Source organism: Pseudomonas sp. SLBN-26, assembly GCF_006715895.1.
Lineage (GTDB): Bacteria > Pseudomonadota > Gammaproteobacteria > Pseudomonadales > Pseudomonadaceae > Metapseudomonas > Metapseudomonas otitidis.
Genome location: NZ_VFOB01000001.1, coordinates 5,066,828 through 5,088,744, shown reverse-complemented (window position 1 = coordinate 5,088,744; position 21,917 = coordinate 5,066,828). Strand labels below are relative to the sequence as shown.

Here is a 21,917-nt window from a genome sequence, read left to right as displayed (position 1 = left end):
AAAGGGCCGCGAAGCGGCCCTTCTTGCGAGTGGACATGGCAGAGCGGTGGGCTGAAGCGGAACACCGGCAAGACTCTGGTGAGTCTCCACCGATGCACCGGCGGGGGATATCAGGCGGTGCGTTCGCTGCGGGGGGTGATGGCGCGGAGGATGCCGGCCAGCAGCACGCCGTACAGCGGTACGAACAGCAGCAGGCTGACGCTGAGCTTCACCCCGTAGTCGACGGTGGCGATCTCCACCCAGTGCTCGGCCATGAAGGGGTTGTCGCTCTGCCAGAAGGCGACGGAGAAGAAGGTGAAGGTGTCCAGCAGGTTGCCGGCGATGGTGGAGACCACCGGGGCGATCCACCACTGGCGCATCTTGCGCAGGCGGTCGAACACCTGGATGTCCAGCACCTGCCCGAGCACGTAGGCGAGGAAGCTCGCCAGGGAGATGCGGGCGACGAACAGGTTGAATTCGCCCAGGGCGCCGAAGCCCTGGAACGCTGCATCCTGGAACAGCACCGAGACGACGTAGGAGGCCGCCAGCGCCGGCACCATGACCCGGGCGATGACCCGCCGCGCTGCCTGCTTGCCCATCAGCCGCACCGTCAGGTCGGTGGCGAGGAAGATGAACGGGAAGCTGAAGGCGCCCCAGGTGGTCTGCCAGCCGAACAGGGTCATGGGCAGCTGCACCAGGTAGTTGCTGGCGATGATGATGAGGATGTGGAAAACGATCAGGCCGGCCAGCGCAGGGCGCCAGGCCGCGGGAAACGCGACGGACATGGAGGTCATCCTTTTTGGCTGATGGGGTGAGGGAACCCATGCCATGGCCCTATGCCACAGCGACGCGCATTCTAACTTGACCCGCGCGTCAACAAAAGGCGCTTCGTCTGCTCAGCCGCCCTCCCCGGACAGCGCCTCCAGGGTCTGCCCACGGGTCTCCACACCGAACAGCGCCACCACCAGCGCGGCCAGGCCGAAGCACAGCGCCCCGAGGGCGAACACCCCGACCTGCCCCGCCAGCGGGATCAGCAGCCCGCCCAGGGTCGGGCCCAGCAGCGAGCCGATGCGCCCCACGGCCGAGGCGAAGCCCGAGCCGGTGGCCCGTGCCGAGGTGGGGTACAGCTCCGGGGTCCAGGTGTAGAGCACCGCCCACATGCCGAAGAGGAAGAACTGCATGGCCAGGCCGGTGCCGATCAGCAGTGCCTGGTTGCCGCCGAACACCGCGCTCTGCCCGTAGCAGAAGGCCATGACGCCGCCGCCCAGCAGCGTCATCACGCAGGTGGGCTTGCGCCCCCAGCGCTCCACCAGCCAGGCGGCGACGAGGAAGCCGGGGATGCCGCCGAGGGAGATCAGCACCGTGTAGTAGACCGACTGGGTCACCGCGAACCCCGATTGCTGCAGCAAGGCGCTGAGCCAGGAGGTGAGGCCGTAGAAGCCCAGCAGGGCGAGGAACCACAGGCTCCAGATCATCAGCGTGCGATGGCGGAAGCGCGGCGACCACAACTCGCCGAAGGCCGCGAACAGGCTCGGCGCACGCACCGCCTGGCGCGGCAGCCGCGCGGGCTCGGGCAACTGCGCCAGGCCCAGGGAAGCGGCCACCCGCCGCTCGATGTCGCGCAACACGCGGTCGGCGTCCTTGAGTCGGCCCACCTGCTCCAGCCAGCGGGGTGATTCGGGGATGAAGAAGCGGATCACCAGCACGAACACCGCCGGCAGGGCCAGTACCAGGAAGATGTCGCGCCAGCCGATGCGCTCCAGCAGCAGGTAGGAGAGCACCCCGGCGCTGACGAACCCCAGCGGCCAGAAGCCGTCCATGAGGGCGATGTAGCGACCGCGCCGCGAGGCCGGAATCATCTCCGAGAGCAGCGACTGAGCGATGGGGAATTCCATGCCCATGCCGATCCCCAGGAGGATGCGGAACAGCGTCAGGCTCTCCACGTCCTGGGCGGTGGAACACAGGTAGCTGGCCAGCCCCCAGAGCACGATGCTGCCCTGGAACACCGGCTTGCGGCCGAAGCGGTCGGCGAGCATCCCCGACAGCGAGGCCCCCACTACCATGCCGACGAAACTGGCGCTGGCGAGCATCCCGGTCTGGGCGCTGCTGAGGCCGAACTCGGTGCGGATCGAGCCGAGCAGGAAGGTCATCATCGCCAGGTCCATGGAGTCGAAGAAGAACGCCAGGGCGATGATCAGGAAGATGAGGCGGTGGTAACCGCTGATGGGCAAGCGCTCCAGGCGCTCGGCGGCGGTGTATCCGGGTGCGTGCATGCGGTGTCCCTCGCGGCTCGGTGCGGTGTCCGCCACGAGTATGGGAGGGAGGGTCGGCGCGGCGATTGGCTGGATGCGACCTGCGGGGGCCCGTCGCCGACCTGGCGGGCGTCAGTCGTGGGGCGCGTGGGGCGCGCGGCGGCGGCCGGTGATCATCGACAGCGGCAGGTTCTCCCGCAGCCGCACACTTTCCACCACGGCCGCCAGCAGGTGCACGCAGACCAGGCCGGCCAGGGTGTTGGCCATGAGTTCGTGGATCTCCTTGGGCAGGTCCTCGCCCCAGAAGTAGTCCACCTCCTCCATCAGGAAGCCGCTCACGCCCAGGCCGAACATCAGCAGCAGCATGAGCACCATCACCAGCGCGCCGATGGGCGAGTGCCCCAGGCGATGGTAGGGGCGCCCGCTGACCAGCGCCCGGGCGTGCTCGGCCAGCCGCGAGGGCCAGGGCCAGAAGTCCGACCAGCGTGCCGGCGTGGGGCCGACGAAGCCCCACACCAGGCGCACCAGCACCGCCACCAGGGCGCTGTAGCCGAGCCAGCGGTGCCAGTCCTCGCCCGCCTCGGTGAAGAAGTAGTTGGCCACGAAGGCGGTCACCAGGGTCCAGTGGCCGATGCGTACCAGCGGGTCCCAGAGGCGGATGCGGGCGTCGGTCATGTCAGCCTTCGACGTTTTCCTTCACGGCCTTGCCGGAGACCGGGTCGTAATAGATCTCGACCTTGCGCTTGTCCTTGTCCCAGCCATAGATCTCGTAGCAGTTGCCGCTGGTGACCTTGAACTTCTTGATCTCGTAGCCCTGGGCCTTGAGGGCCTCCTGGAACTTGGTCTGGTCCTGCCACTGGGCCTTGTCGGCGGTGGTGCACTGGGGCCCGGCGATGGCCAGGGGGCTGGCGAAGGCCAGGCAGAGCAGCAACGTGCGCATGGGAATGTCCTCGTGGTTCGGTTTGGGTCCAGCAGGTATAGGCCACGGCCGCCGTGGCTGCCAGGCGCGAAACCCTTGTAGCGTTTCGCGACGGCCTCAGGCCCCCGCCGAAGACCCCGCGTGGATCGCCAGGCAGCCGCGCCCCGAGCGCTTGGCCTGATAGCAGGCCGCGTCGGCCTGGCGCAGCAGCTGCTCGGGGTCGCTGTTGCCCGGGCGGATACGCGACAGGCCCAGGCTGGCGCCGACGCTGAAGGGCTGGTCCTCCCACTCGAAAGGCATCTGGGTGATGCCCTCGATCAGCCGGTTGCCCAGCAACTGGGCGCGGTCCAGCGGGCAGTTGCGCAGGATCAGCGCGAACTCGTCGCCACCCAGTCGCGCCAGCACATCGCCGCTGCGCACCAGGGACTGCATCAGCCGGGCGATGCGCCGCAGCATCTCGTCGCCGGCGGCATGCCCGGCGGTGTCGTTGACATGCTTGAAGCGGTCCAGGTCGATGAAGCAGAGCACGCTGTGGCGGTCGTTCTGCTCGGCGTCGTGGCAGCTCTCGGCCAGGGCGCTCTCGAAGGCGGAGCGGTTGAGCAGCGCGGTGAGGGCGTCGTGGGTGGCGGCGTAGCGCAGGTGCTTCTGCATCGCCCGCGCCTCGCTGACGTCGGTGAACACCAGCACGCTGCCCAGCAACTCGCCCTGGCCACTGCGGATCGGCGCGGCCTGGCCGCGCACCGCCACCAGACCGCCGGCCGGGTGACGCAGGGAGGAAAGGCCGGGAATGCTGGCGTGGGTGCCCTGCTCCAGGCACTGCCGCACCGGGTTCTCCAGCACCTCGCCGTGCTCGCCCTCCAGGGGCAGCACCGTCTCGATGGGCTGGCCCAGGGCACGCTCGTTGCTCCAGCCGCTGAGGCGCACCGCCACCGGGTTGAGGAAGTTGACCCGGCCCTGCAGGTCGGTGGTCACCACCCCGTCGCCGATGGAGTTCAGGGTCACCTGCAGGCGCTCGCGCTCGTCCCGCAGGCGCTCGGCCAGCTGGCGCAGCTCGGTCACGTCCCAGGCGGTGCCGACCATCCGCTCCGGCTCGCCCGAGGCGTCACGCACCAGGCTGCCGAGGGCACGCAGCACGCGCACCTGGCCGTCCGGGTGGATGACGCGGAACTCGATGTCCGCCTGCTCCTGGCCCTGGCGCACCTGCTGCAGCTGGCAGTGGACGCCGGGGGCATCCGCCGGGTGCAGGTAGCGCGCCCAGTCGCCGTAGCTGACCGCGCCGGGCCGGGGCGCCAGGCCGTAGAGGCGGAACAGGCTGTCGTCCCACATGATGCGGTCGCTGGCCAGGTACCACTCCCACACGCCCACGCCACTGCTTTCGGTGGCCAGGGAATAGCGCCGCAGCAGGTCGGCCTCGCGGGCTTCGGCGCGCTTGCGGCGGTCGATGTCCTCGATCTGGGCGATGAAGTATTGCGGCCGCCCTTCGTCGTCGCGCACCAGCGACACCGCCAGCAGCGCCCAGACTTCGCGGCCGTCGCGGCGCAGGTAGCGTTTCTCCAGGCGATAGCTGGTGCGCTGCCCGGCCAGCAGCTCGTCCAGCAGGGCCAGGTCCCGGGGCAGGTCGTCGGGGTGGGAAATCTCCCGGAACGACAGCCGCAGCAGGTCGTCCCGGTTGTAGTCGAGCATCTCGCACAAGGCACGGTTGATCCCCTGCCAGCGGCCGTCCAGGTCCACCAGGGCCATGCCGATGGCGGACTCGTCCATGGCCGAGCGGAAGCGCGCCTCGCTGGCCGCCAGGTCACGGCGACGCCGCCGGCCCTGCTCCACCGCCGCCGCCAGCAGCAGCGGCGGCAACAGCGACAGCAGCAACGGCAGGTAGATCGCCAGCTCGCGGGCCACGCCGTCGACCCGCGGCGCATCCAGCTCGCCGGCGGCGATCACCAGCCCGCCCAGCAGCGACATGCAGCCCACCAGCAGCGCGGTGCCACCGAAGCTCAGGCGCGCCGCCGCCAGCAGCAGCGGCAGGGACAGGTAGACGAAGGGGAACGGCACGTAGAGCAGCGTCACCGGTGTCATCACCAGCACCGCCAGGGAGTAGAGGCCGAACTCGCGGGGGCGGCGGCGGATATCCAGGGAGCGCAGGCCGTGGAGCTGCACCTGCACCATCAACGGCAGGATCGACACGGTGCCGAGCACCGCCCCCTCGAACCACGACAGCGCCGTGCGCCAGAAGCTGCCGTAATCGGCCCATTGCAGCAGGCCGGCCGCCAGCGGTGCGCTGAACAGCGGCGGCACCAGCACGCCGAGCAGGATGAAGCGCAGGAAGGCCAGGGGGCTGCGGTCCATGTACACCGCCACCCCGGTGCGCCGCAGCAGCCAGGCGGCCAGGCTCATCTCCAGCAGGTTGGCGGGGACGAAGCAGGCGGACATCTGCGGCGTGTCGCCGATCAGGCTGCCGGCCAGCACGTTGGCGCCCGCCATCACCCCCAGCAGGACGGGCCAGCGGCGCGGCGACTGGTTCCACAGGAAGGCGATGCCGAAGGCGTTGGCGTACCACAGGGTGGAGATGGTGCCCGGCTGGCGGGACAGCCACGCCGCCCCGAGGGCGAGCAGCAGGTAGCCGACGAAGAGCACCAGCAGGTGGAGACCGAGCCGGGGTGGCGTCAGGTCGAGCGGGAAACCTCGCGAGGGCGGGCGGGGATCGGGGGGCAGCAAGGAGGTCTCCCTGGGTGCAGTCGCGGCGCTGCAGGGCGCCTTTGAAAAGGTAGGCGAGCCGGTCAGCGCAAGATCAAACAAGCGAAAAAAGTGCAGTTTACGCGGTGTCGATGAGCATGTTGATCGGACTCGCGCACGAGCCCGTGTTTCACCCGGCAAGCCACGTCTGGAAGTGCCCTGCAGGCGCCCACGATAGCCGAAGCCGGGCCATGAGCAACCCTGCGGGCGCGCTTTCCGTCAGCGCGTCCAGGGCGCGCGGCGCAGCAGCTCGTCGCAGCGCTCGCGGAGGAACTCCCGCAGCAGCTTCACCGGCTTGCCCAGCTGGTCGCGGTGGGCGCACACCAGGTTCAGCGGCGTGGGCTCGCCCCGGTAGCGCTCCAGGGCCAGTTGCAGGCGCCCGGCGGCCACGTCGCCGGCCACGTCCAGCCAGGACTTGTAGGTCAGCCCGCGCCCGGCCACCGCCCAGCGCCGCACCACGTCGGCGTCGTCGCAGAGGCGGTCGCCCGCCACGCTGACCAGGTGGGTGCGGCGCCCGTCCTCGAAGCTCCAGCGGTCGTGGGCGCGGCCGCCCAGCAGGTAGAGCAGGCAGGTGTGCCCGGTCAGGTCCTCGGGCTGGGCCGGGCGGCCGTGGCGGGCGAAGTATTCAGGGGCGGCGCAGAGCACCCGGCGGTTGTCCGGGGCGATGGGCAGCGCGACGAGGCTGGAGTCCTCCGGCTCGCCGTAGCGCAGGGCGATGTCCACCGGCTGGCGGAACAGGTCGGCGGTGCGGTCGCTCAGGTACAACCGCAGGGCCAGGCGCGGGTGCTCGGCCTGGAAGGCGTCGAGCCAGGGCAGCAGCACGTTGCGGCCGAAGTCCGAGGGTGCCGACAGCTGCAGGGTGCCGCTGATGCCCTCGCGGCCGCCGGCCAGCTGCCGCCGGCCCTCCTCCAGGCTGCGCAGCGCCTCGCGGGCGTGGACCAGGAACTGCTCGCCCTCCGGGGTCAGGCGCAGGCTGCGGGTGGAGCGGATCAGCAGGCGCGTCTCCAGCTTGGCCTCCAGGCGCTTCAGGGCGGCGCTGGCCACGGCCGGGGAGATGTCCAGCTCGCGGGCTGCAGCGGAGAGGCTGCCCCGGTCGGCAGTGCAGACGAACAGGCTGAGGTCGTCGAGGCGCAGCATTTTCAAAATTCCTTTGAAAGACTGTCGCCTTCTAGCGGATTTCTCCACGCCGCGAAATAGCCCAACCTATGCGCCATCGTTCCCGGAGAGCCACCATGACCTCGCCCCTGCACCTGATCGCCCACATCGACGCCCAACCCGGCCAGGCCGAGGCCGTGGAAGCCGCGCTGCGGGAGCTGGTCGCCGCCAGCCGCAGCGAACCCGGCTGCCTGCAGTACGACCTGCACCGGGACCGTGCCGACGCCCTGCGCTTCGTCATGCTGGAGACCTGGCGCGACGACGCCGCACTCGCTGCGCACCAGGCCACCGCCCACTACCGCCACTTCGGCGATGCCCACGGCAGCCGCCTCAAGGGCGTCACCCTCACCCTTCTCGAACACCTCGCCTGAACCCAGGAGCCCCCGATGAAAGCCGTTGCCTATTTCCAGAACCTGCCCATCGACCACCCCGACGCCCTGCAGGACATCGACCTGCCCGAGCCGACCCCGGGCCCGCGTGACCTGCTGGTGGAGGTCCGCGCCATTTCGGTGAACCCGGTGGACACCAAGATCCGCCGCAACGCCGCCCCCGAGAACGGCCAGCCCCGCGTACTGGGCTGGGATGTTTCCGGCGTGGTCAAGGCGGTGGGCGGTGACGTCAGCCTGTTCCAGCCCGGTGACGAGGTGTTCTACGCCGGCGCCCTGACCCGCCCCGGTGGCAACGCCGAGCTGCACCTGGTGGACGAGCGCATCGTCGGCAAGCGCCCGCAGAGCCTGGACTTCGCCAAGTCCGCCGCCCTGCCGCTGACCGCCATCACCGCCTGGGAGCTGCTGTTCGACCGCCTCGGCATCGCCGAGGGCCAGGCTGACCAGGGCCAGAGCCTGCTGGTGGTCGGCGCGGCCGGTGGCGTCGGCTCCATCCTCGTGCAGCTGGCCCGCCGGCTCACCGGGCTGACGGTGATCGGCACCGCCTCGCGCCCGGAAACCCAGGCCTGGGCCCGCGAGCTGGGCGCCCACCACGTCATCGACCACAGCCAGCCGCTGGCGGCCGAACTCAAGCGCATCGGCCTCGACAGCGTCACCCACGTCGCCAGCCTGACCCAGACCGACCAGCACCTGGAGCAACTGGTGGAAGCCCTGGCGCCCCAGGGCAAGCTGGCGCTGATCGACGACCCGGCCGGCCTCGACGTGCTCAAGCTCAAGCGCAAGAGCATCTCGCTGCACTGGGAGTTCATGTACACCCGCTCGATGTTCGAGACCGCCGACATGATCGAGCAGCACAAGCTGCTGAACCGCGTCAGCGAGCTGATCGACCAGGGCGTGCTGAAGACCACCTTCGGCGAGCACTACGGGCGCATCGAGGCGGCCAACCTCAAGCGCGCCCACGCCCTGCTGGAGAGCGGCAAGGCCAAGGGCAAGATCGTGCTCGAAGGCTTCTGAGGCCGCGCCGGGCACCCTGTCACCGGGGTGCCCGTCGGTCGCCTCGATGGTCAATGGCCCGACCGCCAGTCGGGCCATTGACCGATGTCATTTCCGGGCCATCTCCGCGCTCTACACTGGGTGCTCGAATTTTTCGAACCAGGGAGGTGACCACCATGAAAGTGCTCGTCCGTCCTACCCGTACCGCCCAGGGCCCCAGCTGGCAGGTGTGCATCGATCAGCACGCCGTCAGCTTCCGCACCGAGGCCGAGGCGCAACGCTTCGTCGCCGTGCTGGAGGCCCGCCTCAAGGCGCCCCACGTCCTGCCCGAACAGCCCCGACGAGCCGTCGGCTGACCCCTGAGACTGCTAGCCCAGCACTGAAGGCTGCCCGCGCGTCCGCCACCAGGTGAAGGTGGACGCGCTCACCGCCCCCGTTGCGCAGAGCGCGATGACGGTCGCCATGGGCACCGCCGTGCCGTCGTGCAGCACGCCCACCAGGGCCGCGGCACCGGCGGCGACGCTGAACTGCAGGCTGCCCATCAGCGCCGAGGCGCTGCCGGCGTGGCGACCCTGGCCGGCCATGGCCGAGGCCGACGCGTTGGGGATGATGCAGCCCAGGCAGGCGGTGGCGCAGAACAGCGGCACCAGCAGCGGCCACAGCGCCTCGGTGTGGGCATGGGCCACCACCAGCATCGCCACGGCGAAGCCCAGCAGCACCCAGACCATCCGCCGCAGCCAATAGGCCGGGCCGTGGAAGCGCATCAGCCAGGCGTTGACCTGGGCCGCCAGGATGAAGCCCAGCGCGTTGCTGCCGAACAACCAGCCGTAGTGCTCGGCCGGCACGCCATAGAGCTGGATGAAGACGAAGGGCGAACCGGCGATGTAGGCGAACATGCCGGCCATGGCCAACCCGCCGGACAGCGCATAGCCGATGAACACCCCGTCCCCCAGCAGGCGCCGGTACTGCCCCAGGGCACCGCGCAACGGCGGGCGCTCGTCACCGTGGGTGAGGGTTTCCGGCAGCCAGGCGCAGACCCCGGCCAGCACCAGCGCGCTGAACAGGGTCAACGCGTAGAAGATCGACGGCCAGCCGAAACTCTCCAGCAGTAGCCCGCCGCCCAGGGGCGCGAGGATCGGTGCCAGCCCCATCACCAGCATCAGCTGGGAGAACACCTTGGCCGAGGACACCGGGTCGCACAGGTCACGCACCACCGCCCGCGACACCACCATCCCCGCACAGCCACCCAGGGCCTGGATGAAGCGCGCGGCGATCAGCCACTCCAGGCTCGGTGCCAGGGCGCAGGCCACCGAGGCCAGGGTGAACAGCGTCACCCCAGCCAGCAGCGGCGGGCGCCGGCCGAAGCGGTCGGCGATGGGCCCGTAGAGCAACTGGCCGATGGCCAGGCCGACGAAGTAGGCCGCCAGGCTCAGCTGGACGTGCTCGACGTCGGTCGCGAACGCCTTGGCCAGGGCCGGGAAGCTGGGCAGGTAGAAATCGATCGCCATGGGGCCGAAGGCACTCAGCGCCCCCAGGATCAGCAGGATGCGGAAATTCATGGTTCACCTGAAAACAGGGCGCCGCCCCGAGGGCGGCGCCGTTGACTGCAAAAGAGACCGTGGAGCGGGCGTGCGGTTCGATGTCCGGAGGGCGCCGGACGTCACTCGGCGGCCGGTGCCTTCTTCTTGCGCCCCAACCTGTCGGCAGCGGATTCCACCAGCAGGTAGAACATCGGGATGAGGAAGGTTGCCAGCACCGTGGCCGCTAGCATACCGCCAATCACCCCGGTGCCGATGGAATGTCGGCTCGCCGAGCCCGCACCACTGCTGATCGCCAGCGGCACGCAGCCGAGGATGAAGGCCAGGGAGGTCATCACGATGGGCCGGAAGCGCAGGCGCGCCGCCTCCAGGGACGACTCGAAGATGCCCATGCCCTGCTGCCGGCAGAGCACGGCGAACTCGATGATGAGGATGGCGTTCTTCGCTGCCAGGCCGATCAGCGTCACCAGCCCCACCTGGAAGTACACGTCGTTGGACAACCCGCGCAGCCACACCGCGAGGATGGCGCCGAACACCGCGAAGGGCACGGCGGTGACCACCGCGATGGGCAGCGTCCAGCGCTCGTACTGGGCGGCGAGGATGAGGAACACGATGATCAGCCCGAACAGGAAGGCGGTGCCCCCCGAGCCCTGGGTGGCCAGCTCCTGGTAGGCCGAGCCGACCCAGCCCAGGCTGTAGTCCTCGCCCAGCACCTCGTCCGCCACCGCCTGCATGGCCGCCAGCGCCTGCCCCGAGCTGTAGCCCGGCGCCGGGCCGCCGAGGATCTTGGCTGCCGGGTAGACGTTGAAGCGCGCGTAGGAGTCCGGCCCGAGGATGCGCTGCACCCGCACCAGGGACGACAGCGGCACCAGGTCGCCGGAGGCGGAGCGCACGTACACCTGGCTGAGGTCCTCGGGCTTGCGGCGGAAGTCCGCCTCGGCCTGCAGGCTCACCTGCCAGGTGCGTCCGTAGAGGGTGAAGTCGTTGACGTAGTAGCTGCCGAAGGTGGACTGCATGGCGGTGAACACATCGTTCACCGCCACCCCCAGGGCGCGGGCCTTGGTGCGGTCCAGGTCGAGGAAGTACTGCGGCACGTTGGCATTGAAGGTGGTGCTGACGCCGGCCAGTTCGGGGCGCTTGGCGGCGGCGGCGATGAACTTGCCGACGATCGCCTGCAGCTGCGCGATGGAGCCGCCGGAGCGGTCCTGCAGGTAGGCCTCGAAGCCGCCGGTGGTGCTCATGCCGGTGATCGGCGGCGGGTTGAAGGTCATCACCACGCCGTCCTTCTGCCCGGCGCCCATGGCCATGAACGCGCGCGGCAGGTTGCGCGCGTCGAGGTCCGCGGTGGTGCGCTCCTTCCAGTCCTTCAGCGGGATGAACGACACCCCGGCGTTGCTGCGGGTGCCGAAGGTGAGCACGTCGAAGCCGGCGAAGGTGACCACGTCCTGTACCGCCGGGTGCTTCATCAGCTGCTCGGTGACGGCGCTGGTGACTTCCTCGGTACGGGTGAGGGAGGCGGCCGGCGGCAGGAAGTAGGCGTTGATCACGTAGCCCTGGTCCTCGTCGGGAACCAGGGAGCCGGGCACCCGGCCGAACAGCATGACCATCAGCGCGATCATCCCGCCGAACAGCAGCAAGCCGATGGCACTGCGCTTGAGGAAGAAGCGCACCCCGGCGGTGTAGCCGTCGGTGGCGCGGTCGAAGGCCCGGTTGAACCAGCGGAACGGCGCTGCCGGCTCCTCATGGGTGGGTTTGAGCAGCAGGGCGCAGAGCGCCGGCGAGAGGGTCAGCGCGACGATGCCGGAGATCACCACCGACACCGCGATGGTGATCGCGAACTGCTTGTACATCTGCCCCGCCAGGCCACCGAGAAAGCCCACCGGGACGAACACCGCGCAGAGCACCAGCACGATGGCGATGATCGGCCCGGTCACCTCCTCCATGGCCTTGATCGCCGCCTCGCGCGGGCCGAGCTTCTCGGTGCGCATCACCCGCTCGACGTTCTCCAGCACCACGATGGCGTCGTCCACCACGATGCCGATGGCCAGCACCATGCCGAACAGCGTCAGCAGGTTGATGGAAAAGCCCAGCAGGTACATGCCGGCGAAGGTGCCGATCAGCGACACCGGGATGGCCAGCACCGGGATCAGCGTGGCGCGCCAGTTCTGCAGGAACAGGTAGACCACCAGCATCACCAGCACCAGGGCCTCGACGAAGGTGTGGATCACCTCCTCGATGGAGACCTTGACGAACTTGGTGGTGTCGTAGGGGATCTTGTAGTCGATGCCCTGGGGGAAGCGCTTGGCCAGGCGGTCCATGGTCTGGCGCACCGCCTCGGCGGTGTCCAGGGCGTTGGCGCCGGGCTGCAGGTAGATGCCGAAGGCAGCGTTCTGCTGGCCGTTCAGCGAGGTCATCAGCGAGTAGTCCTGAGCCCCCAGCTCGACCCGCGCCACGTCCTTGAGCAGCAGGCTGGCGCCGGTGGCGTCGGTGCGCAGGATGACGCTCTCGAACTCCTTCGGGTCGGTGAAGCGGCCCTGGGTGGTGACGGTGTAGGTGAAGTCCTGGGGCTGGTTGAGCGGCTGCTTGCCGAAGCTGCCGGCGGCGAACTGGGAGTTCTGTTCCTGGATCGCCTTGACCACGTCGGTGGGCGTCAGGTTGTACTGGGCCAGCTTGTCCGGCCGCAGCCAGATGCGCATGGAGTAGTTCTTCGAGCCGAACTGGCTGGCATCACCGACGCCGGGGATGCGCTTGAGCTCGTCGATCACGTTGATCAGCGCGTAGTTGCTGATGTAGATCGGGTCGCGGGAATTGTCCGGGGAGAACAGCGTCACCACCTGGAGGATGTCGGAGGACTTCTTCTCCACCTTCACGCCCTGCCGGCGCACCTCCTCGGGCAGCTTCGCCAGCGCCGCCTGGACCTTGTTGTTGACGTCGATGGTGGCCTGGTCCGGGTCGGTGCCCACCTGGAAGTACACGGTCAGGCTCATGGCGCCGTTGCTGTCGGAGTTGGACAGCTGGTAGATCATCCCCTGCACGCCGTTGATGCCCTGCTCCAGCGGCGCCGCCACCGTCTCGGCGATCACCTGGGAGCTGGCGCCGGGGTAGCTGGCGGTCACCGAGACCTGCGGCGGGAGGATCTCCGGGTACTGGGCGATGGGCAGCGCGCGCATGGCGGCCAGGCCGCCGAGCATGATGACGATGGAGATGACCGCGGCGAACACCGGCCGGTCGATGAAGAATCGCGAGATCACGGCGCGCCCTCCTCAGGACTGCTTCGGCGGGGTGCCATCGGCGGGGGCTTCCACCGCCTTCACCGGCGCGTCCGGACGCACCCGGGGCAGGCCCTCGACGATCACCCGGTCCCCGGCGGAGACGCCGGAGAGGATCACCCAGCGGCCCTCGGTGGTGTCGCCGGTCTTCACCTCGCGCATGCGCGCCACGCCGTCCTTGTCCACCACGAACACGAAGGTGCCGCGCGGCCCCTGGGACAGCGCGCGCTCCGGCACGGTGATGGTACCGGGGCGGGTGATGCCCTTAATCAGCACCCGCACGAACTGGCCCGGCAGCAGCTTCTGCTCGGGGTTGGGCACCACCGCGCGGGCGCTGACGGTGCCGGTGCCGGTGTTGACGAAGCTGTCGGTGAAGTCCACCCGGCCCTCCAGCGGGTAGGTGGAGCTGTCGCCGAACTTCAGCACGGCGGTCAGCTTGCCGTCGGCCGGCAAGGTCAGGCGGCCGCTCTGCACGCCCTCGCGCAGGCGCTCGGCCTCGGTGTCGGGGTAGCCGAAGTTGACGTACAGCGGGTCCAGCTGGGTGAGCTGGGTCAGCAGGCTGGAGTTTGGGTCGCCGGCCACCACCAGGCTGCCCTCGGAGCGGGTCTCCTTGCTGGTGATGCCGCTGATGGGCGCCTTCACCGTGGTGTAGTCGAGGTCGATCTGCTTGGCCTGGACGTTGGCCTCGGCGGCCTGCACGTTGGCCTTGCTCTGCTCGAAGTTGGAGATGGCGTTGTCCAGCTCGCTCTCGCTGGCGAAGCCCTTCTTCTGCAGCTCGCGCACGCGCCGGAGGTCGCGCTCGGTCTGCCGGTAGCGCGCCTGCTCCTGGGCCAGCGCGCCCTTGGCGCTGCCCAGGGCGGCCTGGTAGGTGCGCGGGTCGATGCGGAACAGCACCTGGCCCTTCTGCACCCGCGCGCCCTCCTGGTAGGTGCGCTCCTGGAGGATGCCGCTGACCTGCGCGCGCACCTCCACCTCGCGGTAGCCGGCGGTACGCCCGGCGTACTCCAGCACCAGCGGCAGGGGCCCCTCGCGCACCGTCTCCACCAGTACCTCGGGCGCCGGTGCGCCCCCTCCGGCGGGGGCGTCCGCCGCGGCCAGGGGACCGGACAGCAGGCAGGCGACGACCGGCAGGGCGTGGCGCAAGGGCAGGCGGCGAGCGAGCGGCATGGCGATTCTCCACGGCCATTCCTGCCAGGACGGGTGGAATGGCATTTCGATTGAGAGGACGAAAAGAGGGGAAGCCGAAGCGCCGGGGCGGCAGCAATGTCGCTAGAATCCGACTCCCGAGAAGAAGCCTAGACACTATTCACCTGACTGCTATGCGCAGAACCAAAGAAGAAGCGGAGAAAACCCGCGCCGACATCCTGGCCGCCGCCGAGCTGCTGTTCCTCGAGAACGGCGTGGCCCATACCTCCCTGGAACAGATCGCCCGGGCTGCGGGCGTGACCCGGGGCGCCGTCTACTGGCACTTCCAGAACAAGGCCCACCTGTTCCACGAGATGCTCAACCAGGTGCGCCTGCCCCCGGAGCAGATGACCGAACGCCTCTGCGGCTACAGCGGCCGCGACGCGCTGCTGTCGCTGCGCAACCTGTCCATCGAGGCGATCACCTCACTGGCGGTGGACGCTCAGCGCAAGCGCATCTTCACCATCCTCCTGCACCGCTGCGAGTTCACCGAGGAACTGCGCGAGGCGGAGGACCGCCACAACGCCTTCGTCAACCAGTTCATCGACCTGTGCGAGGCACTGTTCGCGCTGCCCGGCTGCGTCGAGCGCCTGCACCCGGGGCTCACCCCGCGCCTGGCCTCGCGCGGGCTGCATGCACAGATCCTCGGCCTGTTCACCGACTGGACCCGCGACATCTCCCTGTTCGACCCGCAGCAGGACACCGCGCCGCTGCTGGACGCGGTGTTCCGTGGGCTGATCCGTGACTGGGATGAAGTGCTGCGCAGCGCGTCGGCCTAAAGGGGCTCGAAAACCTGGTCGAGGTCATCAGCGCAACGCAGCGATGACAACACAGGCAGTTTTCGGGGGCTTTGAACGCTAGGCCAGCTCTGCCGGGTAGCCCTCCTCGCGGATGGCCTCCAGTACCTGCTCGGCCGCCAGGCGGCTGGCCACTCGCACTTCACCGGCGCCCAGGTCCACCTGGACCTCCGCCGCCGCGTCGCGGGCCTGCACCGCCTCGGTGACGGCGCGTACGCAATGACCACAGGACATGCCCTGGACCTTGAACACTTGCATGATCGACTCCTCGTGATGGCTGGATGAACGGCCCGCAGTGTCCGCCTTGCCACCGTGGCAAGGTCAAGCCCCGCGCACCTACACTTGCTCCACTGCCCCTCCGGAGCCCTGTCATGAAAGCCCTCACCCTGTTGCTCGCGGCCCTGCTCGCCCTGCCCGGCCTGGCCCGTGCGGAAGCGCCGCTCAACTACGGCATGCTCGTGGTCTCCCGCGAGCGGATGCAGCTGGCCACCGGCTGCGACGTGGCCCTCTACGTTCAGGACCGTCTCATTGCGCGCCTGGTGCAGGGCCAGTCGGTGGAGCTGAACCTGCCTCCGGGCCGGGTTTCGGTGCGCCTCGGCCTGCTCGACGCCGCTCCCTGCCGTGCCGGCATGGGCGTGCAGGAGCCGCAGACCATCACCCTGCAGGCCGGAATGGTCAGCCGCTATGAACTGGGCATGAACGACCATGGGTTGTATCTGATTCCGTCGGTGCCGTTGCCCTGACACGTCTTTGGAAAGGGCACTCAACGACGTTCTGTTCCGCCGTTCTAGAACCAGACCTGCAGACTGCTCTCGCTCGATGAGCAATTTTCGAGCGCACTCTGGATTCATGCCTGGTCGAGAAAGGTGAGGCGGGGAAAGCCGCCCCTTCAGGAGGCCGAGCGAAGTCATCGTGGAAGGGGTTGAGCGACATGGATGTCGCGAGAGCGCTGCCGGGCCAGGGATGGCCCGTCAGCGCGGGCCCCTGGAACGATGATGGAGCGAGGGGAGTCCCGCAACGCGGGACCCGTATGCAGGGGCAAGCCCTTTTGGCTCCTTTTGGGGCGACTGCCAAAAGGGGCTCGCCCGGGAGGGCGAAACAAGAAACATCCGCAGAACTCGATAACCAGCTTGGCGTTGAAACAGGGCACTGGAACATCGCCATCGAAAACCCACCGGCTTTTCCTCAGCAGCCCTCTCCCCTCTTGACCTTGCCACGGGGTCAAGGTTGATCCTGTGCCCCACGAGGAGGATCAGCCATGACCGTATCGTTCGACCTGCCCATCACTGGAATGACCTGCGCCAGCTGCGCCGGCCGCGTGGAGCGCGCGTTGGCCAAGGTGCCTGGCGTGGAGTCCGCCAGCGTCAACCTGGCCCGCGAGCAGGCCCGGGTCCAGGCTCCCGCCGATGCCCTGCCCGCCCTGCGCGAGGCGGTGCAGCGGGCTGGCTACGAGGTGCCCCAGGGGCGCCTGGAACTGGAGATCGGCGGCATGACCTGCGCCAGTTGCGCCGGCCGCGTGGAGCGTGCCCTGGCCAAGGTGCCAGGGGTGCTGGAGGTGAGCGTCAACCTGGCCAGCGAGCGGGCCAGCGTGCAGCGGCTGGACGGGGTGGACGACCAGGCGCTGATCCAGGCCGTGACCCGCGCCGGCTACCAGGCGCGGCTGCACCAGGCCGAGCACGCCGATGACAGCGAGGCCCGCGCCCGCCAGGCGCTGCAACGGGAGCGCCTGGCCCTGGCACTGGCCCTGCTGCTGGCGGCCCCGCTGGTGCTGCCGATGCTGGTGGAACCCTTCGGCCTGCACTGGATGCTGCCGGCCTGGGTGCAGTTCGCCCTGGCCACGCCGGTGCAGTTCATCCTCGGCGCGCGCTTCTACCGCGCCGCCTGGAAGGCCGTGCGCGCCGGCGCCGGCAACATGGACCTGCTGGTGGCCATCGGCACCAGCGCCGGCTACGGCCTGAGCCTCTACCAGTGGGCCACCGCCCACCCCGGCCACGTGCCGCACCTGTATTTCGAAGCCTCGGCGGTGGTCATCGCCCTGGTGCTGCTGGGCAAGTACCTGGAGAGCCGCGCCAAGCGCCAGACCAGCGCCGCCATCCGCGCCCTGGAAGCCCTGCGCCCCGAGCGTGCCATCCGCCTGCGCGACGGTCGCGAGGAAGACGTGGCCATTGCCGAACTCCAGCTGGGCGACGAGGTGCTGGTGAAACCCGGCGAGCGCTTCCCGGTGGACGGCGAGGTGCTGGAAGGTCAGAGCCACGCCGACGAGGCGCTGATCAGCGGTGAGAGCCTGCCGGTGCCCAAGGCCCCGGGCGACCGTGTCACCGGCGGCGCCATCAACGGCGAGGGGCGCCTGCGGGTGCGCACCACCGCCCTCGGCGGCGAGACGGTGCTGGCGCGGATCATCCGCCTGGTGGAAGACGCCCAGGCGGCCAAGGCGCCGATCCAGAAGCTGGTGGACCGGGTCAGCCAGGTGTTCGTCCCGACAGTGCTGCTGATCGCCCTGGCCACCCTCGGCGGCTGGTTGCTGGCAGGCGCGGCGCTGGAGACGGCGCTGATCAACGCCGTCGCCGTGCTGGTGATCGCCTGCCCCTGCGCCCTCGGCCTGGCCACGCCGACGGCGATCATGGCCGGCACCGGCGTCGCGGCCCGCCACGGCATCCTGATCAAGGACGCCGAAGCCCTGGAGGTGGCCCACGCCGTCACCGCCGTGGCCTTCGACAAGACCGGCACCCTCACCTCCGGCAGCCCGCGCATCACCCACCTCGCCGCTGCCGATGGCGACGACGCGCACCTGCTGGCCTGGGCCGGCGCCCTGCAGCGCGGCAGCGAGCACCCGCTGGCCAAGGCGGTGCTGGATGCCTGCAACGAGCGCGGCCTGGCGGTGCCCGAGGTGGGCGACAGCCAGTCCCTCACCGGGCGTGGCATCCAGGGCCGGGTCGAGGGCCGCCTGCTGGCCCTGGGCAACCGCCGCCTGCTGGACGAGCACGGCCTCGACGGCGGCGCCCTGCTGGCCTCCGCACAGGCCTGGGAAGCCGAGGGCCGCACCCTGTCCTGGCTGCTGGCGCTGCAACCCCAGGCACAGGTACTCGGCCTGTTCGCCTTCGGCGACAGCCTCAAGGAGGGTGCCCGCGATGCCGTGCAGGCCCTGCGCGGACGCCACATCGCCAGCCACCTGATCACCGGCGACAACCGCGGCAGCGCCCGGGTGGTGGCCGAAGCACTGGGCATCGACGACGTGCACGCCGAAGTGCTGCCCGCCGACAAGGCCGCCGAGGTGGCCCGGCTGAAGGCCGGCGGCGCGGTGGTGGCGATGGTCGGCGACGGCATCAACGACGCCCCCGCCCTGGCCGCCGCCGACGTGGGCATCGCCATGGGCGGCGGCACCGACGTGGCCATGCACGCCGCCGGCATCACCCTGATGCGCGGCGACCCGCGCCTGGTCCCCGCCGCCCTCGACATCGCCCGGCGCACCTACGGCAAGATCCGCCAGAACCTGTTCTGGGCCTTCATCTACAACCTGGTGGGCATCCCGCTCGCCGCCGCCGGCATGCTCAACCCGGTGGTCGCCGGCGCCGCGATGGCCCTCTCCAGCGTCAGCGTGGTGAGCAACGCCCTCCTGCTGAAGACCTGGAAACCGGCCGGGGAGAAACACACGGAAGACTGATGCCAGGACGCCGTTCTGGCAGGGGCAAATCCACTCGCCAAGTGCCCCACAAGGGGCGCCCGGATACCTCAACCCAAGAGGACAGCTGCATGAACATCGGCCAGGCCGCGAAGAAGAGCGGGCTCACCGCGAAGATGATCCGCTACTACGAGTCCATCGGCCTGCTCCCCGAGGCCGGCCGCAGCGACAGCGGCTACCGGCAGTACAGCGAGCAGGACCTGCACAGCCTTGCCTTCATCCGCCGCTCACGGGACCTGGGCTTCTCGCTGGAGGAAGTGGGCCGCCTGCTCACCCTGTGGCGCGACCGGGGCCGTGCCAGCGCCGACGTGAAGGCCCTGGCCAATGCCCACATCGACGAACTGAACCAGCGCATCGCCGAGCTGGTGGGCCTGCGCGACACCCTGCAGGAGCTGGTGGACCACTGCCAGGGCGATCACCGCCCCGATTGCCCGATCCTCAAGGACCTGGCATCGGGCGGTTGCTGCGGGGCAACAGGCGCCCCAGCAGGTCCTTCGGCAACACGGTGATCGCCAGGCCGACGAACACCAGGGCACAGGCCGCCAGCGCCGACGGGCTGAGGGCCTCGCCCAGCAGCAACCAGCCGGACAGCAGCCCGGAAATCGGCACCGCCAGGGCGAAGGGCGTCACCAGGCTCGCCGGGTGGCGACTGAGCAGGAAGCTCCACAGGGCGAACCCCAGGGTGGTGGCACCGAAGGCCACGAACGCCAGGGACAGGTAGCCGGTGAGGCTGGCGTGGGCAAAGGCCGCCGCCATCGCCTGCGGCCCCTCGAACACCCAGGACAGCGCCAGCAGCGGCAAGGGCGGCACCAGGCTCACCCAGCAGATCAGCCGCAGCATGTCGCTGGCACCGGCGCGCTTGGTGGCGATGTTGGCGAAGGCCCAGGCCAGGGCCGCCACCAGCACCAGCACGAAGGCCAGCAGGCTGTCGCCCAGGGGCCGTTCCAGGCCGATCAGCACCAGCCCCGAAGCCGCCAACGCCAGGCCCGCCAACGCCCGCAGCGTGGGCCGCTCGCCCAGCACCAGCGCCGCGATCAGCACGGTGAAGAACACCTGGCTCTGCAGCACCAGCGAGGTCAGCCCGGCCGGCATGCCCAGCTTCATGCCGATGAACAGCACCCCGAACTTGAACACCCCCAGCAGCAGCCCGATCTGCACGATCCGCCACAACGGCGCCGGCAGCGGCCCGCGCAGGAACAGCAAGGGCGTCGCCGCCAGGGCAAAACGCAGGGCGCAGAACAGCAGCGGCGGAAACTCGCCGAGCCCGAGCTTGATGACGACGAAGTTCACGCCCCAGACCAGGGTGACCAGCAGGGCAAGGAGGATGTGCGGCAACGGCATGGCAGGGATTCCGGGAGCGGGTGGGCCACGCTAGCAGGTCACAGGGAGGCTGTATGGATACAGATTCCGGGGATTCGGGGGATACAGGGGCGGCTACAGGACCGTACAGGGCCGCAACAGAAGACCGGCCCGCCGCCACGAAAAAGCCCCCGGAGAGGCATCTCTCCGGGGGCTTTTACATGAACGGTTGCGAGGCCGATCAGCTCTGGGATTGCAGGTAGTTCTGCAGGCCGACCCGGTCGATCAGCCCCAGTTGCTGTTCCAGCCAGTAGGCGTGGTCTTCCTCGGTGTCCTGCAGCTGCAGGGCGAGGATGTCGCGGCTGACGTAGTCGCCATGCTGCTCGCACAGGGTGATGCCCTTGCTCAGCGCGGCGCGCACTTCGTATTCGAGGTTGAGGTCCGAGCGCAGCATCTCCGGCACGGTGGCGCCGGGGTGGATGGCCTTGGGCGTCATGTCCGGGGTGCTTTCCAGGAAGAGGATGCGCTGCAACAGGGCATCGGCGTGTTCGGTCTCTTCCTCCATCTCGTGGTTGATGCGCTCGTAGAGCTTGGTGAAGCCCCAGTCGGCATACATGCGCGAGTGCAGGAAGTACTGGTCGCGTGCGGCCAGCTCACCTCGCAGCAGATCCTTGAGGTATTCGACGACTTCCGCTTGCCCTTTCATCTGTGTTCTCCCCTGCAAACGCGGTGATCCGAGGGCGCAATGGTCGTCCTCGGGAACCGCCCGGTCAAGCAGCCCGATGCCACACCCTCACTCCTTCATCCAGGGCGGGGTCGGCGGTTCGTCGCTGGTGTCCTTCAGCAGTGCCTGGCGGCGCTCCTCCTCGGCGAGGGCGGCCTTGATCTCGCGCATCACCGCATCCACGTCGGCCGCTTCCTCGGGCTCGGTGAACTGGCCGGTGAGCCGGGTATCCGGGGTCAGCTTGCCGTCCTCGTAGAGCGCCCACATTTCCTTGGCGTAACGGGTGTAGCGCAGTTCGGGGGCGAACTGGCCGAAGTACGCGGCCATGTTGCCGACGTCGCGCTCGAGCATGCGGAAGGCGTGGTTGTTGCCGGCGGCGTCCACCGCCTGGGGCAGGTCGATAATCACCGGGCCGTAGGGGTCGAGCAGCACGTTGAACTCGGACAGGTCGCCATGGACCAGGCCGGCGCAGAGCATCTTGACGATCTCGCCGATCATGAAGGCGTGGAATTCGCGGGCGTCCTCGGGGGTCAGGTCGACGTCGTTGAGGCGCGGGGCGGCGTCGCCGTAGCCGTCGGTGACCAGCTCCATCAGCAGCACGCCATCGAGGAAGTCATAGGGCTTGGGCACCCGCACGCCGGCGTTGGCCAGGCGGAACAGGGCGGCCACTTCGGCGTTCTGCCAGTTCTCTTCCTGCTCCTTGCGCCCGTACTTGGAGCCCTTGGCCATGGCCCGGGCGTCGCGGCTGTTACGCACCTTGCGCCCTTCCTGGTACTCGGCCGCCTGGCGGAAGCCTCGCTTGTTGGCCTCCTTGTAGACCTTGGCGCAGCGCAACTCGCTGCCACAACGCACCACGTAGACGGATGCTTCCTTACCGCTCATCAGCGGCCTGACCACTTCGTCGATCAGGCCATCCTCCACCAGGGGTTCGATGCGCTTGGGTGTCTTCATGCCTTGCCGGCGTTCCTCGGGAAAATGGGTTGGGACTGGAATGGTCCGACTTTATACGGCA

At 69.3% G+C, this 21,917-nt stretch carries 20 protein-coding genes; 7 read left to right on the top strand and 13 right to left on the bottom strand.

What is annotated here, in order from left to right; all coding sequences use genetic code 11:
* Positions 1-110: 110 nt before the first annotated feature.
* From FBY21_RS23510 to FBY21_RS23485, 6 genes are all read right to left on the bottom strand, one after another.
* A complete protein-coding gene (locus FBY21_RS23510; RefSeq protein WP_044412983.1) occupies positions 111-764 on the bottom strand; it encodes a 7-cyano-7-deazaguanine/7-aminomethyl-7-deazaguanine transporter in 654 nt (217 codons plus the stop codon).
* 111 nt (positions 765-875) lie between these two features.
* Positions 876-2,252: an MFS transporter gene (locus tag FBY21_RS23505; protein ID WP_142014054.1), complete on the bottom strand. Its 1,377-nt coding sequence runs from the start codon at positions 2,250-2,252 to the stop codon at positions 876-878.
* Between the two features lie 111 nt (positions 2,253-2,363).
* A complete protein-coding gene (locus tag FBY21_RS23500; protein WP_142014051.1) occupies positions 2,364-2,906 on the bottom strand; it encodes a cytochrome b/b6 domain-containing protein in 543 nt (180 codons plus the stop codon).
* A gap of 1 nt (position 2,907) precedes the next feature.
* Positions 2,908-3,171 (bottom strand): PepSY domain-containing protein, encoded by a 264-nt coding sequence (locus tag FBY21_RS23495; RefSeq protein WP_074970432.1) that lies wholly within the window; start codon positions 3,169-3,171, stop codon positions 2,908-2,910.
* 96 nt (positions 3,172-3,267) lie between these two features.
* Entirely contained in the window at positions 3,268-5,862 is a 2,595-nt protein-coding gene (locus tag FBY21_RS23490; protein ID WP_142014048.1) for a PAS domain S-box protein, read from the bottom strand.
* Positions 5,863-6,099: 237 nt separating this feature from the next.
* Positions 6,100-7,017 carry a LysR family transcriptional regulator gene (locus FBY21_RS23485; protein ID WP_142014044.1) on the bottom strand — a complete coding sequence of 306 codons (918 nt, stop codon included), beginning with the start codon at positions 7,015-7,017 and terminating at the stop codon, positions 6,100-6,102.
* 95 nt (positions 7,018-7,112) lie between these two features.
* On the opposite strand from FBY21_RS23485, the gene FBY21_RS23480 reads away from it, so the two are divergent.
* The 3 genes from FBY21_RS23480 to FBY21_RS23470 all read left to right on the top strand — a co-directional run bounded on the left by FBY21_RS23480 (position 7,113) and on the right by FBY21_RS23470 (position 8,770).
* Positions 7,113-7,406 carry a putative quinol monooxygenase gene (locus tag FBY21_RS23480; RefSeq protein ID WP_044412996.1) on the top strand — a complete coding sequence of 98 codons (294 nt, stop codon included), beginning with the start codon at positions 7,113-7,115 and terminating at the stop codon, positions 7,404-7,406.
* 15 nt (positions 7,407-7,421) lie between these two features.
* Positions 7,422-8,435, top strand: a complete 1,014-nt coding sequence (locus tag FBY21_RS23475) for a zinc-binding alcohol dehydrogenase family protein (RefSeq protein ID WP_142014041.1) — start codon at positions 7,422-7,424, stop codon at positions 8,433-8,435.
* A 155-nt stretch (positions 8,436-8,590) separates the two neighbouring features.
* A complete protein-coding gene (locus tag FBY21_RS23470; protein ID WP_044413002.1) occupies positions 8,591-8,770 on the top strand; it encodes a hypothetical protein in 180 nt (59 codons plus the stop codon).
* A gap of 12 nt (positions 8,771-8,782) precedes the next feature.
* On the opposite strand, the gene FBY21_RS23465 is transcribed toward FBY21_RS23470, so the two are convergent.
* From FBY21_RS23465 to FBY21_RS23455, 3 genes are all read right to left on the bottom strand, one after another.
* The gene (locus FBY21_RS23465; RefSeq protein ID WP_142014038.1) at positions 8,783-9,973 is read right to left on the bottom strand and encodes a multidrug effflux MFS transporter; all 1,191 of its coding nucleotides are present in this window, start codon (positions 9,971-9,973) and stop codon (positions 8,783-8,785) included.
* A 101-nt stretch (positions 9,974-10,074) separates the two neighbouring features.
* Positions 10,075-13,203, bottom strand: coding sequence for an efflux RND transporter permease subunit (locus FBY21_RS23460; RefSeq protein ID WP_142014034.1), 3,129 nt, complete (start codon positions 13,201-13,203; stop codon positions 10,075-10,077).
* Between the two features lie 12 nt (positions 13,204-13,215).
* Entirely contained in the window at positions 13,216-14,388 is a 1,173-nt protein-coding gene (locus tag FBY21_RS23455) for an efflux RND transporter periplasmic adaptor subunit (RefSeq protein ID WP_044413011.1), read from the bottom strand.
* 152 nt (positions 14,389-14,540) lie between these two features.
* Between FBY21_RS23455 and FBY21_RS23450 the strand changes: the two genes are divergently transcribed.
* The gene (locus FBY21_RS23450) at positions 14,541-15,185 is read left to right on the top strand and encodes a TetR family transcriptional regulator (protein ID WP_142014031.1); all 645 of its coding nucleotides are present in this window, start codon (positions 14,541-14,543) and stop codon (positions 15,183-15,185) included.
* 78 nt (positions 15,186-15,263) lie between these two features.
* Here the strand turns inward: FBY21_RS23450 and FBY21_RS23445 are convergent, their stop codons facing one another.
* The gene (locus FBY21_RS23445; protein ID WP_069563211.1) at positions 15,264-15,461 is read right to left on the bottom strand and encodes a heavy-metal-associated domain-containing protein; all 198 of its coding nucleotides are present in this window, start codon (positions 15,459-15,461) and stop codon (positions 15,264-15,266) included.
* Between the two features lie 113 nt (positions 15,462-15,574).
* On the opposite strand from FBY21_RS23445, the gene FBY21_RS23440 reads away from it, so the two are divergent.
* The 3 genes from FBY21_RS23440 (at position 15,575) to cueR (ending at position 19,391) form a co-directional block, all read left to right on the top strand.
* On the top strand, positions 15,575-15,946 hold the full coding sequence (locus FBY21_RS23440; protein ID WP_074970449.1) for a hypothetical protein: 372 nt from the start codon (positions 15,575-15,577) through the stop codon (positions 15,944-15,946).
* Positions 15,947-16,461: 515 nt separating this feature from the next.
* A complete protein-coding gene (locus tag FBY21_RS23435) occupies positions 16,462-18,864 on the top strand; it encodes a heavy metal translocating P-type ATPase (protein ID WP_142014029.1) in 2,403 nt (800 codons plus the stop codon).
* Positions 18,865-18,953: 89 nt separating this feature from the next.
* Positions 18,954-19,391: a Cu(I)-responsive transcriptional regulator gene (cueR, locus tag FBY21_RS23430; RefSeq protein WP_044401376.1), complete on the top strand. Its 438-nt coding sequence runs from the start codon at positions 18,954-18,956 to the stop codon at positions 19,389-19,391.
* Here the strand turns inward: cueR and FBY21_RS23425 are convergent.
* The 3 genes from FBY21_RS23425 to FBY21_RS23415 all read right to left on the bottom strand — a co-directional run bounded on the left by FBY21_RS23425 (position 19,321) and on the right by FBY21_RS23415 (position 21,856).
* Positions 19,321-20,223, bottom strand: a complete 903-nt coding sequence (locus FBY21_RS23425) for an EamA family transporter (protein WP_044401373.1) — start codon at positions 20,221-20,223, stop codon at positions 19,321-19,323. The two genes, cueR and FBY21_RS23425, sit on opposite strands and share 71 nt — an antisense overlap.
* Before the next feature lie 199 nt (positions 20,224-20,422).
* A complete protein-coding gene (gene bfr, locus FBY21_RS23420; RefSeq protein ID WP_044401369.1) occupies positions 20,423-20,887 on the bottom strand; it encodes a bacterioferritin in 465 nt (154 codons plus the stop codon).
* A gap of 87 nt (positions 20,888-20,974) precedes the next feature.
* The gene (locus FBY21_RS23415) at positions 20,975-21,856 is read right to left on the bottom strand and encodes a PA4780 family RIO1-like protein kinase (protein ID WP_074970455.1); all 882 of its coding nucleotides are present in this window, start codon (positions 21,854-21,856) and stop codon (positions 20,975-20,977) included.
* Positions 21,857-21,917 lie beyond the last annotated feature (61 nt).

Excerpts from the sequence above, each read along its gene's own strand:
- FBY21_RS23485 (WP_142014044.1), bottom strand. The coding sequence starts at position 7,017 with ATGCTGCGCCTCGACGACCTCAGCCTGTTCGTCTGCACTGCCGACCGG.
- FBY21_RS23480 (WP_044412996.1), top strand. The coding sequence starts at position 7,113 with ATGACCTCGCCCCTGCACCTGATCGCCCACATCGACGCCCAACCCGGC.
- FBY21_RS23465 (WP_142014038.1), bottom strand. The coding sequence starts at position 9,973 with ATGAATTTCCGCATCCTGCTGATCCTGGGGGCGCTGAGTGCCTTCGGC.
- FBY21_RS23475 (WP_142014041.1), top strand. The coding sequence starts at position 7,422 with ATGAAAGCCGTTGCCTATTTCCAGAACCTGCCCATCGACCACCCCGAC.
- FBY21_RS23470 (WP_044413002.1), top strand. The coding sequence starts at position 8,591 with ATGAAAGTGCTCGTCCGTCCTACCCGTACCGCCCAGGGCCCCAGCTGG.
- FBY21_RS23505 (WP_142014054.1), bottom strand. The coding sequence starts at position 2,252 with ATGCACGCACCCGGATACACCGCCGCCGAGCGCCTGGAGCGCTTGCCC.
- cueR (WP_044401376.1), top strand. The coding sequence starts at position 18,954 with ATGAACATCGGCCAGGCCGCGAAGAAGAGCGGGCTCACCGCGAAGATG.
- FBY21_RS23500 (WP_142014051.1), bottom strand. The coding sequence starts at position 2,906 with ATGACCGACGCCCGCATCCGCCTCTGGGACCCGCTGGTACGCATCGGC.
- FBY21_RS23495 (WP_074970432.1), bottom strand. The coding sequence starts at position 3,171 with ATGCGCACGTTGCTGCTCTGCCTGGCCTTCGCCAGCCCCCTGGCCATC.
- FBY21_RS23455 (WP_044413011.1), bottom strand. The coding sequence starts at position 14,388 with ATGCCGCTCGCTCGCCGCCTGCCCTTGCGCCACGCCCTGCCGGTCGTC.
- FBY21_RS23450 (WP_142014031.1), top strand. The coding sequence starts at position 14,541 with ATGCGCAGAACCAAAGAAGAAGCGGAGAAAACCCGCGCCGACATCCTG.
- FBY21_RS23425 (WP_044401373.1), bottom strand. The coding sequence starts at position 20,223 with ATGCCGTTGCCGCACATCCTCCTTGCCCTGCTGGTCACCCTGGTCTGG.
- FBY21_RS23445 (WP_069563211.1), bottom strand. The coding sequence starts at position 15,461 with ATGCAAGTGTTCAAGGTCCAGGGCATGTCCTGTGGTCATTGCGTACGC.
- bfr (WP_044401369.1), bottom strand. The coding sequence starts at position 20,887 with ATGAAAGGGCAAGCGGAAGTCGTCGAATACCTCAAGGATCTGCTGCGA.
- FBY21_RS23440 (WP_074970449.1), top strand. The coding sequence starts at position 15,575 with ATGAAAGCCCTCACCCTGTTGCTCGCGGCCCTGCTCGCCCTGCCCGGC.
- FBY21_RS23415 (WP_074970455.1), bottom strand. The coding sequence starts at position 21,856 with ATGAAGACACCCAAGCGCATCGAACCCCTGGTGGAGGATGGCCTGATC.
- FBY21_RS23510 (WP_044412983.1), bottom strand. The coding sequence starts at position 764 with ATGTCCGTCGCGTTTCCCGCGGCCTGGCGCCCTGCGCTGGCCGGCCTG.
- FBY21_RS23435 (WP_142014029.1), top strand. The coding sequence starts at position 16,462 with ATGACCGTATCGTTCGACCTGCCCATCACTGGAATGACCTGCGCCAGC.